The 16178-nt window shown below is 55.0% G+C and carries 15 protein-coding genes; 10 read left to right on the top strand and 5 right to left on the bottom strand.

What is annotated here, in order from left to right:
- The 10 genes from bchB (at position 1) to R0135_RS17315 (ending at position 12742) form a co-directional block, all read left to right on the top strand.
- A complete protein-coding gene (gene bchB / locus R0135_RS17360) occupies positions 1-1572 on the top strand; it encodes a ferredoxin:protochlorophyllide reductase (ATP-dependent) subunit B (protein WP_407348157.1) in 1572 nt (523 codons plus the stop codon).
- Positions 1544-5278, top strand: coding sequence for a magnesium chelatase subunit H (locus R0135_RS17355; protein ID WP_407348156.1), 3735 nt, complete (start codon positions 1544-1546; stop codon positions 5276-5278). Before bchB ends, R0135_RS17355 begins: the two co-directional genes overlap by 29 nt.
- Entirely contained in the window at positions 5275-6192 is a 918-nt protein-coding gene (gene bchL, locus R0135_RS17350) for a ferredoxin:protochlorophyllide reductase (ATP-dependent) iron-sulfur ATP-binding protein (RefSeq protein ID WP_407348155.1), read from the top strand. Before R0135_RS17355 ends, bchL begins: the two co-directional genes overlap by 4 nt.
- Positions 6192-6893, top strand: a complete 702-nt coding sequence (gene bchM, locus R0135_RS17345; RefSeq protein ID WP_407348154.1) for a magnesium protoporphyrin IX methyltransferase — start codon at positions 6192-6194, stop codon at positions 6891-6893. Before bchL ends, bchM begins: the two co-directional genes overlap by 1 nt.
- Positions 6890-8317, top strand: coding sequence for a BCD family MFS transporter (locus R0135_RS17340; RefSeq protein WP_407348153.1), 1428 nt, complete (start codon positions 6890-6892; stop codon positions 8315-8317). Before bchM ends, R0135_RS17340 begins: the two co-directional genes overlap by 4 nt.
- A 27-nt stretch (positions 8318-8344) precedes the next feature.
- On the top strand, positions 8345-9112 hold the full coding sequence (gene puhA, locus R0135_RS17335) for a photosynthetic reaction center subunit H (RefSeq protein ID WP_407348152.1): 768 nt from the start codon (positions 8345-8347) through the stop codon (positions 9110-9112).
- A complete protein-coding gene (gene puhB / locus R0135_RS17330; RefSeq protein ID WP_407348151.1) occupies positions 9109-9768 on the top strand; it encodes a photosynthetic complex putative assembly protein PuhB in 660 nt (219 codons plus the stop codon). The genes puhA and puhB overlap by 4 nt, the downstream gene beginning before the upstream one ends.
- Positions 9769-9804: 36 nt before the next feature.
- Positions 9805-10299 carry a photosynthetic complex assembly protein PuhC gene (gene puhC / locus R0135_RS17325; RefSeq protein ID WP_407348150.1) on the top strand — a complete coding sequence of 165 codons (495 nt, stop codon included), beginning with the start codon at positions 9805-9807 and terminating at the stop codon, positions 10297-10299.
- A complete protein-coding gene (gene puhE / locus R0135_RS17320; RefSeq protein ID WP_407348149.1) occupies positions 10296-11096 on the top strand; it encodes a putative photosynthetic complex assembly protein PuhE in 801 nt (266 codons plus the stop codon). The genes puhC and puhE overlap by 4 nt, the downstream gene beginning before the upstream one ends.
- 272 nt (positions 11097-11368) lie before the next feature.
- Entirely contained in the window at positions 11369-12742 is a 1374-nt protein-coding gene (locus tag R0135_RS17315) for a radical SAM protein (protein ID WP_407348148.1), read from the top strand.
- A 42-nt stretch (positions 12743-12784) separates the two neighbouring features.
- Here R0135_RS17315 and idi read toward each other — a convergent pair whose 3' ends face one another.
- The 5 genes from idi to pufM all read right to left on the bottom strand — a co-directional run bounded on the left by idi (position 12785) and on the right by pufM (position 16170).
- On the bottom strand, positions 12785-13435 hold the full coding sequence (gene idi, locus R0135_RS17310) for an isopentenyl-diphosphate Delta-isomerase (RefSeq protein WP_407348147.1): 651 nt from the start codon (positions 13433-13435) through the stop codon (positions 12785-12787).
- 123 nt (positions 13436-13558) lie between these two features.
- A complete protein-coding gene (pufA, locus tag R0135_RS17305) occupies positions 13559-13750 on the bottom strand; it encodes a light-harvesting antenna LH1, alpha subunit (RefSeq protein WP_009021758.1) in 192 nt (63 codons plus the stop codon).
- A 67-nt stretch (positions 13751-13817) separates the two neighbouring features.
- On the bottom strand, positions 13818-13961 hold the full coding sequence (gene pufB / locus R0135_RS17300; RefSeq protein ID WP_083791547.1) for a light-harvesting antenna LH1, beta subunit: 144 nt from the start codon (positions 13959-13961) through the stop codon (positions 13818-13820).
- Between the two features lie 143 nt (positions 13962-14104).
- On the bottom strand, positions 14105-15193 hold the full coding sequence (gene pufC, locus R0135_RS17295; protein ID WP_407348146.1) for a photosynthetic reaction center cytochrome PufC: 1089 nt from the start codon (positions 15191-15193) through the stop codon (positions 14105-14107).
- Entirely contained in the window at positions 15193-16170 is a 978-nt protein-coding gene (pufM, locus tag R0135_RS17290) for a photosynthetic reaction center subunit M (protein ID WP_407348145.1), read from the bottom strand. The genes pufC and pufM overlap by 1 nt, the downstream gene beginning before the upstream one ends.
- Positions 16171-16178 lie beyond the last annotated feature (8 nt).

Genomic DNA, 16178 nt, shown 5'->3' with positions numbered 1-16178 from the left:
ATGGAGTTGTCATTATGGACCTACGAAGGCCCTCCGCATGTCGGGGCAATTCGCATCGCCAACTCCATGCGCGGTGTGCACCTGCTGTTACACGCCCCCCAGGGCGATAGCTACGCTGATCTTCTTTTCACCATGATTGAGCGCGACAACCACCGCCCTCCGGTGACCTACACCACTTTTCAGGCAAGGGATCTGGGTAGTGACACGGCTCAGCTTGTGCTCAACAGCATTCATGCCGCCGTAGAAAAACATAAGCCCCAGGTCTTACTGGTAGGTGACTCCTGCACGGCTGAGTTAATTCAGGATCAACCCGGATCACTGGCTACCAGTAGTGGGCTCTCTGTCCCGGTGGTTCCCATTGAGATGCTTGCCTACTCCAGGAAAGAAAACTGGGGCGCAGGAGAAACCTTCTACAGCCTTGTGCGTGGACTGCTACAAAGCAGGGTTCCGGCTCCGGGCACCGAAGCAACTCCACCCGTAGACCAACAACCCAGCGTTAACCTGCTGGGGCCAAGCTCCCTTGGCTTTCGCTGCCGTGATGATGTTCGTGAAATCACTCAGCTACTCAACGAGATGGGCGTGCGCGTAAACGTATGTGCGCCTCTTAACGCGAGTCCTGGTGATCTGTTGCGTATACCCGATGCACAGGCCAACATCTGCCTTTATCCAGAAATTGCCGGGCCGAGCTGTGACTGGCTCCAGCGAAACTTCAAGCAGCCTACAATCAAAACCGTACCCATTGGCGTAGGCGCTACTCGTGATTTTGTCGCTGAAGTGGCCGAGACACTGGGTATTGAATGCATCGCCGAGAGCGCAGACTCGCGTCTACCCTGGTACTCAAGGTCCGTTGACTCCACCTATCTAACGGGTAAACGCGTCTTTGTATTTGGCGATGCTACTCACGTAGTCGCCGCAGCACGTATCGCCCACGAAGAACTGGCATTCGAAGTTGTAGGAATGGGCACATATTCCCGGGAACAGGCCCGAACTGTTCGCGATGCAGCAAGCAATCTGGGACTGAAAGCGCTTATCAGTGATGACTACCTGGAAGTTGAGCGCGTTATCAGCGAGCTGCAGCCTGAGTTGGTTCTAGGCACGCAGATGGAGCGCCACATCGCCAAGCGCCTGGGCGTACCTTGCGCTGTCATTTCCACGCCGGCCCACGTTCAGGATTACCCCGCTCGCTACTCGCCACAGATGGGCTATGAGGGTGCCAACGTGATCTTCGATAGCTGGGTGCACCCGTTGATGATGGGGCTTGAAGAGCACCTGCTTGCGATGTTTCGGGATGACTTTGAGTTTAATGACGGCGCCCAGCCATCACACCTTGCTGCCGAAGGCGTCGCCAAACGCAGCGAGGATCCTGCAGTAAACGATTCGATACACACTGACGAAACCGATAGCGCCAATGAACTCACCTGGGATCTGAATGCCGAACGCGAGCTGCGGAAAATACCGTTTTTTGTCCGCGGAAAAGCCAAACGCAACACCGAAAAATTTGCCGCTGACAACGGCGTGAATGTCATCAAAGTGGATACGCTCTATGAAGCAAAAGCCCACTACAGCCGCTAACGACAAGCTCAACTTTGTCGTCATAACGCTCGACAATCACGTCACGAGCAGTATTTCCCGTGCGGCACGAGCGCTGCAAAAAGAAGCCTCTGGCCTCACCGTTAAAGTTCACGCATCCGCTGATTGGAATGGTGAGAATGAGGCTCTGCTGCGCTGCAAGGCTGACATTGCGACGGGTGACATCATTGTCGTCACCATGATGTTCATGGAAGACCAGATAAACGCAGTCTTACCCGCCCTTGAAGAGCGCCGAGATCACTGCGATGCAATGATCTGCGCCATGTCCGGTGCCGAGGTAATGAAACTCACCCGCATGGGCAAGTTCACCATGGATGGTGAGGCCACCGGTGCAGTCGCATTACTAAAACGTCTTCGGGGCAACACAGGCAAATCAAAAAAACCGCCTGGCGCCCAACAGCTCACGGTACTTCGACAGCTTCCGAAAATACTCCGCTTTATCCCGGGCACATCCCAGGATGTGCGAGCCTACTTCCTCACGTTGCAGTATTGGCTCGCCGGCTCTGAAGAAAATCTGCGTCGGATGATTGCCTATCTCACCGATCGCTACGCCACCGGCGAACGCAGTGGCTTTAAGGGCACGTTAACCGCAGGTAACCCTGTGGATTATCCGGACGTCGGGCTTTACGACCCGGATGCAAAGCAACCCATTTTTCATAAGCTGGGTCGAACATCCAGCCGCAAAAAACATGTAGGAACCGTGGGATTGCTGATTATGCGATCCTACGCTCTTGCGGAAAACACTGCCCACTACGATGCAGTTATCGCAGCCTTAAAGGCTCGAGGCCTAAAAGTTATTACGGCGTTTGCCAGCGGACTTGATGCCCGACCCGCAGTCGACGCCTACTTCATCAAAGATGGCGAGCCGGCTATCGATCTATTGCTCTCACTCACCGGATTCTCACTGGTCGGTGGACCTGCTTACAATGACTCCAAAGCGGCGGAAGCGATGCTGGCTTCGCTAGACGTGCCCTACATTGCCGCGCACGCACTTGAGTTTCAAAGTATTGAACAATGGGAAGCGTCAGGGCACGGCTTGATGCCCGTGGAAGCTACTATGATGGTGGCCATCCCGGAACTTGATGGCGCTAGCGTGCCCTCAATCTTTGGCGGACGCTCAGATCTCGCGCCGAGCAAGCTCAGCAATGGCGACGCCCATGCGATGTGTCCCCACGCGGGCCGCGTCCAAGCCTTGGCCGATCGCAGCCTGCGCTTAGTGGAACTTCGAACCACGCCTAAAGCCGAGCGCCGGGTCGCCATGGTGATCTTCAATTTCCCACCCAATGCGGGAAACACGGGCACCGCGGCAAATCTGTCAGTTTTTCAGTCGCTGATGAACACCCTCAGAGCACTTCGCGAAGACGGCTATGACGTCGCTGTACCCGAGAGCGTAGATGCTTTGCGCTCGGCTATTGTTGAGGGGAATGCAGCGCAATACGGCGCTATGGCAAATGTCCATAGCCTGATCTCTTCGGATGATCATGTAACCCGCGAACCACATTTAGAAGAGATAGAAGCCCAGTGGGGGCCAGTCCCCGGTAAGCAAAACACCGACGGGCGCTCTCTGTTCATTCTCGGCGCGCAATTTGGCAACGTTTTTGTCGGGGTGCAACCGGGTTTCGGTTACGAAGGCGATCCGATGCGCCTGCTCTTCGAACGCGGCTTCTCGCCTACCCATGCCTTTTCGGCGTTCTATCGTTACATTCGCGAAGACTTCGCTGCGCACTCACTGCTGCATTTTGGCACCCACGGCGCCTTGGAGTTTATGCCCGGCAAACAATCCGGCATGAGCGATGATTGCTGGCCGCAACGATTGATTGGAGACATTCCTCACTATTATCTCTACGCGGCAAACAACCCATCGGAGGGCATGATTGCCAAACGACGAGCCGGCGCCACTCTCATTAGCTATCTTACGCCACCGATTACCCGAGCCGACCTTTACAAGGGGCTGCAAGAACTCAAGGAAACTATTGATCGATGGCGCAGCGGTGTCGACGACAGCTCTGAAGTACGCGCAGAGCTGGCAGCAGTGATTCAGGCTCAAGGCTGCGAGCTGGATCTGTGCAAAGAAACACCGACCTGGAATCAAGACAGCAGCGCAGAGATAGAGACACTGCGGCGAAGCCTCATTGAGCTGGAAGAAACCCTGATTCCCTATGGACTGCATGTTGTAGGGGAAACAGGATCAGAAGAAGAACGCAAAGATATGCTGGCCGCTATAGGTCAAGCAGGTCACGAACTGACCCTGGACTGCGCTCAGATCGATGCTCTGGAACATGGAGAAACGGCTGTATTCACAGAACTTCTTGAGACCGCCAATCCTGATCGAGAAGACCTGAGCGAAGCGATCCGCTCCCTGACACATACCGCAGACCAGCTTCACAGAAACCCGGAAATTGAAGCCATTCTCAACGCCATGGACGGTCGATTCATTGCACCGGCTCCGGGTGGCGACCTTCTGCGCACTACCGATATTTTGCCTACTGGCCGCAACCTCCACGGCTTTGACCCCTACCGTCTTCCCAGTAAGTTCGCTATGCGTGATGGCCTGCGCCAAACCGCAAACCTGCTGGAAAAACATGCACAGTCCGGCAGCGCTCTTCCGGAAACTGTTGCACTGGTCCTTTGGGGCTCGGACAACATGAAAAATGAAGGGGGTCCTATTGCACAGGCTCTGGCTCTCATGGGTGCCGAGCCTCGCATAGATGGTTATGGGCGAGTCAGTGGAGCACGACTAATACCCCTGGAAGAACTCGGCAGACCTCGCGTCGATGTCATCATGACTCTTTCGGGCATTTTCCGCGATCTGCTGCCCCTACAGACACGCATGCTCGCAGAAGCAGCCTATCTTGCCGCTGCGGCCGATGAGCCTGTGGAAATGAATTACCTGCGCAAACACACTCTCGCCCAGCAAGAAGAAAAGGGCTGTGATTTTGAGACCGCCGCGCTGCGGGTATTCAGCAACGCCGATGGCGCCTACGGGTCTAACGTCAACTTGCTGGTAGATGATAGTCGCTGGGAAGACGACGGTGAGCTTGCTGACGCCTACACCTCAAGAAAGTGTTTTGCCTATGGCCGCGACGGCGAGGTCGCGCCCCAGGCAGAACTCCTCAACAGCATGCTCGCCACAGTAGATCTTGCCTATCAAAACCTCGACTCCGTGGAGGTTGGAATAACATCTCTGGATCAGTACTTCGATACTCTTGGCGGCATAAGCCGGGCGGTCAAACGCGCTCGCAACGGAAAAGACGTGCCAGTGTACATATCGGACCAAACATCCAGTAATGGCAAGGTCCGAACGCTAGAAGAACAAGTCGCTCTGGAAACCCGTACTCGGGTCCTCAACCCCAAATGGTATGAGGGTATCCTTGAGCACGGTTTTGAAGGCGTTCGCCAGATCGAAGCCCATGTCACCAACACGCTGGGGTGGTCGGCGACCACCGGCCAGGTAGCACCCTGGGTTTATCAGCGTATGTCCGAGACATTTATTCTCGACGAGTCTATGCGCGATCGTCTCGCACAGCTCAACCCTCATTCCGCCATCAAAGTTGTGAATCGCCTGCTTGAAGCAAGCGACCGCGATTATTGGCAACCAGACCAGGAGAGTCTCGACGCTTTGCATCGCGCAAGTGAAGACCTCGAAGACTGGCTCGAAGGCATCCCAAGTGGAGTAGTAGCTGCATGAACAAGCCCATTAACATTCCCGTACAACAAGTGGACCCCAATGACAGCAGGGGACTCGACGGTGACGGCAGTCTGCAGGTGCACCTTGACCCGCAGATTCAAATTGACAAGGCCAAGGTCTTCGCGATCTATGGCAAAGGCGGCATAGGGAAGAGCACCACTTCGTCTAATCTCTCGGTAGCCTTTTCCAAACTTGGCAAGCGCGTCATCCAGATTGGCTGTGATCCCAAACACGACTCTACGTTCACCCTGACGAAAGCGCTCATGCCCACGGTTATCGACGTGCTTGAGTCTGTGGATTTTCACTCCGAAGAGTTATCGCCCGAAGACTATATGTACGAAGGTTACAACGGTGTGATGTGTGTTGAAGCTGGCGGTCCTCCCGCGGGAACAGGATGCGGCGGTTACGTCGTTGGCCAGACTGTCAAACTACTTAAGCAGCATCACCTGCTGGATGATGCCGACGTCGTGATCTTCGACGTACTCGGAGACGTGGTCTGCGGAGGCTTTGCCTCACCGCTTCAGCACGCCGAACGTGCTCTGGTGGTTACCGCTAACGACTTTGATTCTATTTTCGCGATGAACCGTATTGCGACTGCCATCAAGGCAAAATCTAAAAACTACCCCGTACGCCTCGGCGGCGTGATAGCTAATCGCAGCGCGGGCACCGATGAGATCGACCGCTTCAATGAGGCGGTGGGGCTCAAACGACTGGCGCACTTCCCGGACCTTGACGTCATTCGACGTAGCCGTTTGAAGAAGTCCACTCTGTTTGAGATGGATGACACTCCGGAATTGCTGGCGGTAAAAGAAGAATACATGAAGCTCGCAACTGCGCTTTGGGAAGGCACTGATGCTCTGGAAGCTGAGCCCATGAAAGATCGTGACCTCTTTGATTTTCTGGGATTCGATTGATGACTGAGAACAGTTATGCTCAGCGACGATCTGAAATAGAAACCTATTTTGATCGCACCGCCTCAGACGCGTGGACCAAACTAACCTCCAACGCTCCCGTTAGCCGGATTCGGCAAACCGTGCGTGCCGGCCGTGACGACATGCGCAACACACTGCTGTCCTGGCTTCCAGACGATCTCCGCGGTTGCCGCATTTTGGATGCGGGCTGCGGCACCGGAGCCGTGGCTGTAGAACTTGCCACGCGTGGGGCACAGGTATTAGCTGTTGATCTGTCGGCAACATTGATTGAGATTGCCAGAGAGCGCTTACCCTCGGATATCGGTGAGGGCCATATTGATTTTGAAGTTGGCGACATGGCTGCTCTGGCCACCGGTGAGTTTGATCACGTGCTCGCCATGGATTCGCTCATCCACTACGACGTCGCTGACGGCATCAATGTCTTGAACAGCCTGGCGCCGAGGGTAAGCAAGAGCATGGTTTTCACTCATGCGCCAAGCACAATATTGCTAGAGATAATGCACGCGACCGGAAAGCTTTTCCCGCGGGGAGATCGTGCTCCGGCGATTCAGCCAGTTAGCCCAAAGCGTCTTGATCGCATGATTGCTACCCAAGAGAACCTTGAGAGCTGGGAGCGTGGCCGAGTCTCACGAATTAACAGCGGCTTCTATATTTCTCAAGCCTGCGAGCTTCACAGGCGGTGAATCTTACTGCGATCACAGATCGTATCTTCCCTTCCGGGGCTGTACTCGCGCTGGTCCCTTTTGCGGACGCAGTAAGCGGTGATTTACCACTTTCGAGACTTGCAAGACTCTCACTCTTTCAAATCAGCGTCGGTATGGCTCTGGTTCTACTCAATGGCACGCTCAATCGGGTGATGGTTCTGGAAATGGGCCAGTCCGCTTGGCTGGTGTCACTCATGGTGTCACTGCCCTTACTCTTCGCCCCTTTGCGCGCGCTGGTAGGGTTTCGTTCGGACCACCACAAGTCTTTGCTTGGATGGCGACGTGTTCCCTACATCTGGGGCGGCAGCATGACTCAGTTCGGCGGCTTGGCCATCATGCCATTTGCGTTGATCGTTTTGGCTGACCCTGCCGCTGGCCCGCAGTGGCTCGGCCCCCTGGCCGCTGCATTTGCATTCTTGTTGGTCGGAGCAGGACTGCATATTACCCAGACCGCGGGACTAGCCCTGGCGACGGATCTGGCAACAGACAATACGCGTCCAAAAGTCGTTGCCCTTCTCTACGTAATGCTCCTGCTGGGAACCATCCTGAGTGCACTTTTGTTCTCTGTGCTCCTTGACGATTTTTCTAACCTCAAGCTTATTAAAGTGATTCAAGGCACAGCCATTGCCACTATTGTTCTCAATGCGATAGCACTGTGGCGCCAGGAAAGCCTTATGCCATCGCGCACTGATCCGGCACGCCCTCGCCCAAGCTTCTCTGCGAGCTGGGGTGCATTCACCGAATCCAGCCGCACCAAGAGACTGCTGCTGGCTATCGGGCTTGGAACCGCCGCGTTCAGCATGCAGGACATCCTTCTTGAGCCCTACGGGGGGCAGGTCCTTGGCATGTCCGTAAGCGCTACTACGAGCCTCTCTGCAATCTGGGGATTGGGAATGCTCATCGCTTTTGCGCTTTCATCAAAGCGTCTTGGGGCCGGTGCAGACCCTATTCGCCTGTCCGGTTACGGCGCTGCTCTCGGTCTATTCGCATTTGCCGCGGTCATTCTTTCAGCACCTCTGGAATCGCCACTACTTTTCAAAATCGGTGCAGGCTTCATTGGCCTGGGCGGAGGGTTCTTTGCGGTCGGTACGCTCACTGCCGCTATGGCTCTGGGCAACGAAGACGAAAAAGGCCTGGCTCTGGGTGCCTGGGGCGCTGTGCAAGCCACGGCTGCCGGCCTTGCAATCGCCGCCGGCGGCGGACTGCGCGACTACATCACACATCTTGCGGTTACTGGAAAGCTTGGGCCCGCTTTGATGGACCCGGTGACGGGTTACAGCGCCGTCTACCATTTAGAAATACTGCTGTTATTTGCAGCACTTATTGCACTGGGTCCGCTGGTACGCGGCCCCGGGCAGGTCGGGCAAGGGAGCGCTTTTGCTCTGCATGAATTCCCGAATTGACATAGACCCTGACAGGGAGGAACTGAAATGGGTACTGGAGCTATAACCGAGTACATAGACCTGGCACAGCTGACGCTCTACGCGTTCTGGCTGTTTTTCTTCGGACTTGTGGGCTACCTGCACCGCGAGAATAAACGCGAAGGTTATCCACTACTGGATTCTCATAACGAGAATTATCGCGGTGGAGACCTGTTTGGAATGCCGCAGGAGAAAACCTACATACTGCCCCATGGGCAGGGAACCCGCACGGTACCAAAGGCAGAGCCTGAAGGTTATGAGCTCAAGGCCGAGCAACCCGTGCCCGCGCCAGGCTTTCCCCTGGAGCCAACGGGTAACGCCATGCTCGACGGTGTCGGTCCTGCGGCCTGGGCAATTCGCCCGGAGAAACCAGACCTGAATCACGATCACGGCACCCCCAGAATCATCCCTATGCGTATTGCCCAGGACTGGAGTGTCGAGAGCCGGGATCCAGACCCCCGAGGCCGACCTGTTTATGGCGTCGACGGCGAGCAAGGCGGGACAGTTACCGACCTTTGGATCGATCTCAGCGAGCCCTGTGTCCGCTATCTGGAAATCGCCGCGGGCGAACGCCGCGTGATGATTCCCATGACATTTGCTCGAATCAAGTCCAATGGCGACGTCATCGCGAAATCGGTATGCGGTAAACATTTTGCAGAAGCACCATCGACCGCCAACCCGGACTTCGTGACACTTCAGGAAGAAGACAAAATCGGTGCCTACTACGGCGGCGGTTATCTCTATGCCCTGCCTGAGCGAACGGAGCCCGTGCTATGAGCGTTGGTGAATACGAAGAAGAACCCGTTCGAGGCCTGCCCGGGTATCTCCCAGCCGATGAGACTCTCATCTGGCAGGGAGAGCCTGACTTCAAGGTCATGGCTCGCCGGGTTTTTCATGTGCGTACGGTAGCGCTGTACTTCGCTGCTCTGATTGTCGTTCATCTGGCGGTACAAGCGTCTGGCAGTGCATCCTTGGCGGATGTCATTCTGGGCAGCACCTGGATGGTAGGTCTAGGGATATTAGCAATCGGGATATTATCTCTCCTTGCGTTTGCCTATGCCCGCACCACCGTTTATACACTGACCGATAAACGTTTGGTTCTTCGCTTTGGTGTTGCCATGCCCATGATGGTCAACATTCCCCTGTCTATTGTTACCGCAGCGGACCTGCGTCGATTCCCCGACGGCAGTGGCGATATTGTGCTGTCTCTGGAACAGAAAAAACGCCTCTCTTACATGATGCTCTGGCCGAACGTGCGCAGCTGGCGCATCAACCCAACACAACCCGCTCTTCGCAGCATCGCCAACGTTGACGAACTGGCCGCAAGCCTTGCCAGCGTTGTCAGCAGCGCAACGAAGCCTGCCCGAACAGAGAGCACTACTGTTGTGAGTCAGAACTCCGGCGGGCACAACGCAATGATCGGCGCTTCATAAGCACTTTGAGGCATTCAAGAGTTGGACGATCTTGTCATGCATAACCAGACCGAGCCACGACCGACTAACTCTATGGATTCGAGCTCAAGAATTCTTATGGTCGGTCTGGCCTTGTTTGTTATGGCGGTGCTCGCTGCAACGCTGACAGCAAGGCTTACCGGGTACTCCATGAATTCTGTGCCCGACGCGGCGGTCGTCGACGTACGAGAACTTGGGTTTCGCGACCTACCAAACGGTGTGGTTGACGTATTCGAGTGGCAAAGCAAGGCATCCATTGCCAGAATCCCCTCCGGCGAGGGCGCGTTCCTCAGAGGTGTGGTCCGTAGCCTCGTCCGCCAGCGCCGGGGACTGGATGCTGGCATTGCATCGGTCTTTGAGTTAACCCGTTATGACGATGGAAGACTGGTTTTATCTGACCCAGGCACCGGAGAACAGGTTGACTTGATTGCCTTTGGTGCGACCAATATCGCTGTTTTTGCAGAACTCATGGACGCCCCGCTGCTTAGCGCGGAAACAGATGACCGCGGGTGATTGATTACCTTCTAGCTTTGGCGACGGTCACCTTAGCGTGGTGGATAAGTACGGGACTTGTTCTACTACTGAACAGACTCGGCATGAAGTGGCAACGAGCGAGCCTTCTTGCGGTTACCGCCTTGGTATTACTCTCTTTGGTCTATCTCCCAGGGCGCAGCGAAGATCGCAGTGCTGCGGGCGCACTCTTGGGTTTTGGTCAGGGTCTTATTATCTGGGCATGGCTGGAGATGACCTACCTGATGGGTGTCATTACAGGGCCTCGGAAGACATCCTGTCCGCCCGACGCGGGAACTCCACTGCGTTTCTGGCTCGGACTGCAAACGAGTCTTTACCATGAAATCTCGGTTATCGCGATGGTGGCACTGGTGGTATTTGTCGCCGGTGATGGTCCCAACCAGGTCGCCGCTGCTACCTGCATATCATTGTGGCTGATGCGCTGGAGCGCAAAGCTCAATCTTTTCCTGGGCGTTCGAAACTACAACAGCGATTGGTTTCCCGCCCATCTACAGTATTTGGATAGCTACACCCGCCGCGCCCCTATGAATTGGCTGTTCCCGGTATCTGTTACTCTCGGTACGACCGTCGCCGTGCTCCTGCTGGGACAGGCCATGGCCACGAATGACTCGTTCCTGCGCAGTGCGAATTTACTGGTTAGCGCCCTTCTGAGTCTCGCCGTTCTGGAGCACTGGTTTCTCATGTATCCCTTCGGTGAATCAGTTTTGTGGCGCTGGGCACTGGCCCCAACGCCAGGCCCTGCCCCTGCTGTCGACGAGAAGCCGAGCCAGGCGGCGTGAGTAGCCTGTAAACCCGCCCAGAGAGCTAAACTCGCGCCTCGAACCACCAAATACCAATATTCCATACACGCAAGAGACTTGACCTGAGGGGACGAGAGCGCTACTTTTATGTTTGCACCCTGATGAATGCCCCGTTGCTCGGCGCCCTCTCATCGTCACCCAGCCATGATGTTTTGGCTCAATCACGTGATACGTCCGTCAAGAACGTAAAAAAAAACAGACCGAGCATACGACCGAAGATTTTCACAGGATGTGCAGGGGACTAGTCGTCCATGTCTAAAAGCGACAATAACGGGCAAAGTAACAGCCCGAACAACAATAAAAATGCCCGCATGATTATCACAACCCGGGGCATGGAACCGGATGACCGGAAACTCTTCGATAGTGGCTTATCGTTTGATCCAAGTGTCAGCCCGAATGACTACGCTGCAGCGCTTGAAGACGAAAGGCGCAATGTTGACGAGTCTCTGTCGATGTACATTCATCTGCCGTTTTGCCCATCTCGATGCCTTACCTGTGACCACCAAACCAGCGTAAGTCACGACCACAAGCAGATTGACCAGTACCTGGACACCCTGGAAATCGAGATTCAATTGGTGACTGACCATTTGGGAAAAGGTCGCCATCTTCAGCAGCTACACCTTGGCGGCGGCACACCAAACTACCTCTCCGAAGTCCAGTTAGTTCGGCTGGTCGATATGCTCGACAAGTACTTCACTATCGACGCCCAGACTGAGTCCTCCCTGGACGCCAACGCGCAAAGGGCATCCATGTCGCAGCTGTCGTTGCTTCACGGTCTGGGTTTTCGCACGCTAAACCTGGAGCTTCGGGACCTTGACCCTACGGTGCAACAAGCGCTGGGCCGACATCAGTCTGTTCCGGTGATACGCGACGTATTTGAAAACGCTCGCCAGGTCGGCTTCGATACCGTTTCCACAGACCTGGTGTATGGCTTACCCATGCAAACTGTAGGAAGTATCCAACGGACACTGGATTCACTGCTGGAGCTTAATCCCGATCGGATCTCCTGCTTTACCTACTCCAGACGAGCAAACCTTTTTCAGCACCAGCGGGCCATCGATGCACAGCAAATGCCCTCTGTGGCAGATAAAGTGGCCATATTTAGTCGCATCGTAGATAGGCTATGTGGCTCGGGATATGAGTGGGTAGGTCTGGACTGTTTCGCTAGCGAGAATGACAGAATCAGCGAAGCGCAGCGCCGTGGAGCCCTGCATCGCAACTGGATTGGTTATACGGCGCAACCAGGACGTAACGTTATCGGTCTGGGCAGCAGTTCCATGACAGATCTCTCCAGTATTTGCGTGCAAAATCACTCCGATGTCGGTCTCTGGCGCGAAAGCCTTGAGCGCGGAGAGTTACCCATGAGCGCCGCAGCGCGATTGAGCCCTAATCTACGGGCCCGCCGTCATGCACTCTCGGATCTTATGTGCAATTTGCATCTCACGGACGACCAAAACACCCTTCTTGATGCTGACGAAGAAGTCCCGGCCTTACAGGTTCTGCGCGAAGATGGCCTGGTGGAAGTTGAAGGCAACAAGTTGATCATGACAGAAGCTGGGCGCTACACCCTGCATCAAGTCTGTGGGGATTCATCGCCCACCTACCGCTGGCGAACCATCGGTTAGCGTTAGCGGTTGTGTTTGCACACCAGGATAGCTAATTAAACCTTAGGCCGCGCCGCGCTGTGTGGAGTTGCGAACCTCATTCACAAAAGCGTCTAACTCTGCGCGATATAGCGTGCGAAGGCTGAGCCACTCCTGTCGAAACCAGGGCGTAAGATCGTCTGGCCGCTCGAGCAACCAGGCATCCACTTCTTCAACGCTAAGCCATTGCCACTCCATTACCTCTTCCGCATGCGCAGATATTTTGCCAGGTGTCGCTGTCCTTGCCAGGAACACATGGCAAAGCTCATGCTCACTGCCGACGTCCTCAAATTTTGCGTGATATTCGAACTTGTAGACAAACTGGGTCTGGGCATTAACACCCAGCTCTTCTGTGATTCGCCGACTTACCGCTGACTCAAGGCTCTCCCCACGGCGCGGGTGACTGCAGCAGCTATTGGTCCAGAACCCCGGCCAAAGCGGCTTCTGCAAACTACGCCGATGGACCAACAATCGCCCCTGATCGTCAAATAAAAATGCGGAGAAGGCACGGTGCAAGATTCCTGCGCCCGCGTGCGCTTCTGACTTACTACGATAACCGATCTCACGATCGTCACTATCGACCAGAATAAGTTGTTCACTAGCAAAAGATACCGAGGCCCGCACGACACTTACATCAGCCTTTGCCGCGCTTGATTCACAATCAATGCTGGACAAATCTGACTCCTTCTAATTGCATGTTGGGGGTAGGGCTCCGCAAGTGGCTTTTGCAGAAGTTTAAGAAACGGTGTCCACGACCGGGGGAGGCCGTGGACACACTAAGTGGCAATACCCTGTGCGCTAGCTGCGCGAGGCGGGTAATGCCTCCATGTGCTGGGCCGTTGAAGCACCTGCCATCGAATCACCTTCGATCCAGTTGTACTTCGCAGTGCTCAGCAAAATGAAATGTATCAAGATCGCTAACGTAAAAAGAAAGATGGCGTTTGCCACCAATATTCTACGTGGATCAAAGATCATCCAGATTTTATGCATTTAGCATCTCCTTTGTTTAAAGCGATACACCCAAGGTGCAGCGCAGGTTCAGTGCCTAAGGAATCCCTTAGAACCACGGTCTCCAGGACCACACCAAAAGGTGTGCGACCACGGCAACTGCGACAAAACCCAGAGTACTTTTCACATACAAGCTATGAAATTCTCTGGCCGCACCATCTGAGAGCCCTGTAAGGCTGCTAGATTCAGTCATGGTTTGGTTTCTCCCATGTCAACTACGTTTCCCCAGTTCGCCAAAACGTGCTGGGGGCCTTCACAGCGCTGCAGACACCTTCGCAGGGACTACTAGACACTGCACCTCCAAAGAACCTGTCGAAACAGGCTCTCTACAGATTTTTACTCTCCACCACCAGCTGCAGCGGCTGTAGGCAACTGCGCACTACTTACGGATGCGGAGATCAATTTTTTGGACCCGGCGGACTGTGTTGCCAGGTTCGGGTAATCCTTGAGCATCGGCGCGCCGTAGAGAGGCTTGTATGCACCCTGGTGACAGGTGTTACATGCTAGCTTCAGTGGATCGCCCATGGGCCCTTTACGAGTATCCGGCAGGTAATCGACCGTATCCCCGATATAGTCATTGTTCATCTCTCGCACCATACGGATGCCATGCCAGGCTTTAAGCCGGGTAGGAGGACTCTGCTCCCAATCAGCAAAGGCGCGCGAGTTGTGACAGTAGGTGCAATTGACCCCCAGAGACTGGGAGAAGTGCATCATTAATGAGTAGGTCCATTCCGTCTGCTTTATGGACTTTCGATTTCCGGTCGGCAGCGCGGTGTCGCCGGCCATACGGATATCCGCATCACCCTCCAGATACGGGGTAAAGGGGTCGTACGGTAGGGACGTGGAACCCACAGCCGCCGTGGCAATATTCTGCCCGGTAGGATGCTTGGCTAAGGCCGCCGCCATCTTCGGACCTGGATTTTCGGTCCATACATATTCAGGAACGGGCTGTCCGCGGTGACAGGTGTAACAGGTCACACCGGTAGGAGCTGTGTGCTTTTCGCCCCACTCTTCATTTGCTCGCTGAGTCATAGCGATCATGACCCGCGCGACTTTTTTGGTGTACTTGTCGTCAGAGGCAAAACCGTCGGTACCGTGACAATAGGTGCAGCCCTCTTCTGGAGACACCCACTCGGTAATCGCTGCCATTAATCGACCAAACTCACCGGCACTGAGGTCACCAAGCACCTGCACGTTTTGATACACATCCTTAGCCTTGGGTCCGCTAGCGGGCACAGCCGGAATCGCATCAGGCGCCTTGTTGGCAGCGACGCTTTCTTTAAAGGAACCAGGACTGATCACCTGCGCCATACCGGTGCCACGATACCCACGCTGCACCACTTCAACCGGCGGCTTTTCGCAACCCGCCAACCCAAGAGTGACAAGCAGTGCGCCCGCACCCAATAACCGCATTGATTTGTTCATTACTGACCTCCCGTTGTCAGGGGATCGACTAAAGGCGTTGCTTCAAGAAGTGGATAAGCTGGAGCCACGCCGTGCTTAACCGCCCAGAGGTACCAGTTGTCCACCACCGTACCGGTCAGCAGAATACCGATGCCGCCGGTAACGACTGTCAGCACGGCGAACCACCATGCCCATCGGTGAATCGACTCCATCGTTGCGTTGAAACCCATGGTCCAGCGCCAGAACAATGCTGCACGTTCGGATGCTGTGCCCCGGTCTGTGATCTGGTCTATCTCTCGATCACCGCCGTAACGTGTCACCGCAAGAATAGTCGCGCCGTGCATCGCAAAGAGCAGCGTCGAACCGTAAAGGAAAGCAATAGAAAGCATATGGAAGGGGTTATAGAAGAGGTTTCCGTAGCGCAAAGAGAATGCCGCTGTCCAATCCAGATGCGGGAAGATTCCAAAGGGCACTGCCTCACTCCAACTCCCCATTAACAGAGGACGAATGAAACCCAGTACCAGGTACAGCCAGATAGCGCCCGCAAAGGCCCAGGTTAAGTGCTGCCCCATGCCCAATGCCTTGGCTCGCCTGTAGGTTCTCAGCCACCAGAGCATAATAGAGAGGGTCAGAAAGAAACCTGCAATCAACCACCAGCCGCCATCGTTCAAGGGCGGGATACTCAAACCATACTGTGGTGGAGGCGGTTCAAGGGCCAGCCAGAACAGTTGCTTGACGAACTGCACGGGGTCCCAGTTAACCGACGCCCACATATTGAGACCAATGATCTCAAAGGCTATAAAGCCGCACACAAGCGACGCCAGGCCCAGAGAACCCAGGTAGAAGGGCCCAATCTGCGCGTCGCCGATCTTGCCCATCCAGTAATTATCTACCGGAGTACCGACACGGTTTTCGTTCTCCGCACCGATGGAGACACCGGGATAGTGAGGTCCACGAACCTGCACTCTTGTGAAAATGTTCTGATATTCAAGACTCATCGCAATTC

The sequence above is a fragment of the Congregibacter variabilis genome, assembly GCF_045689235.1.
Lineage (GTDB): Bacteria > Pseudomonadota > Gammaproteobacteria > Pseudomonadales > Halieaceae > Congregibacter > Congregibacter variabilis.
Note: the sequence above shows the minus strand (reverse complement) of the source record. Positions and strands in the feature narration are given on the sequence as shown.

Coding starts and splice junctions, on each gene's coding strand:
- R0135_RS17315 (WP_407348148.1), top strand. CDS start 11,369: ATGTCTAAAAGCGACAATAACGGGCAAAGTAACAGCCCGAACAACAAT.
- pufA (WP_009021758.1), bottom strand. CDS start 13,750: ATGCATAAAATCTGGATGATCTTTGATCCACGTAGAATATTGGTGGCA.
- pufC (WP_407348146.1), bottom strand. CDS start 15,193: ATGAACAAATCAATGCGGTTATTGGGTGCGGGCGCACTGCTTGTCACT.
- pufM (WP_407348145.1), bottom strand. CDS start 16,170: ATGAGTCTTGAATATCAGAACATTTTCACAAGAGTGCAGGTTCGTGGA.
- bchB (WP_407348157.1), top strand. CDS start 1: ATGGAGTTGTCATTATGGACCTACGAAGGCCCTCCGCATGTCGGGGCA.
- puhA (WP_407348152.1), top strand. CDS start 8,345: ATGGGTACTGGAGCTATAACCGAGTACATAGACCTGGCACAGCTGACG.
- bchM (WP_407348154.1), top strand. CDS start 6,192: ATGACTGAGAACAGTTATGCTCAGCGACGATCTGAAATAGAAACCTAT.
- puhB (WP_407348151.1), top strand. CDS start 9,109: ATGAGCGTTGGTGAATACGAAGAAGAACCCGTTCGAGGCCTGCCCGGG.
- bchL (WP_407348155.1), top strand. CDS start 5,275: ATGAACAAGCCCATTAACATTCCCGTACAACAAGTGGACCCCAATGAC.
- R0135_RS17355 (WP_407348156.1), top strand. CDS start 1,544: ATGAAGCAAAAGCCCACTACAGCCGCTAACGACAAGCTCAACTTTGTC.
- puhC (WP_407348150.1), top strand. CDS start 9,805: ATGCATAACCAGACCGAGCCACGACCGACTAACTCTATGGATTCGAGC.
- pufB (WP_083791547.1), bottom strand. CDS start 13,961: ATGACTGAATCTAGCAGCCTTACAGGGCTCTCAGATGGTGCGGCCAGA.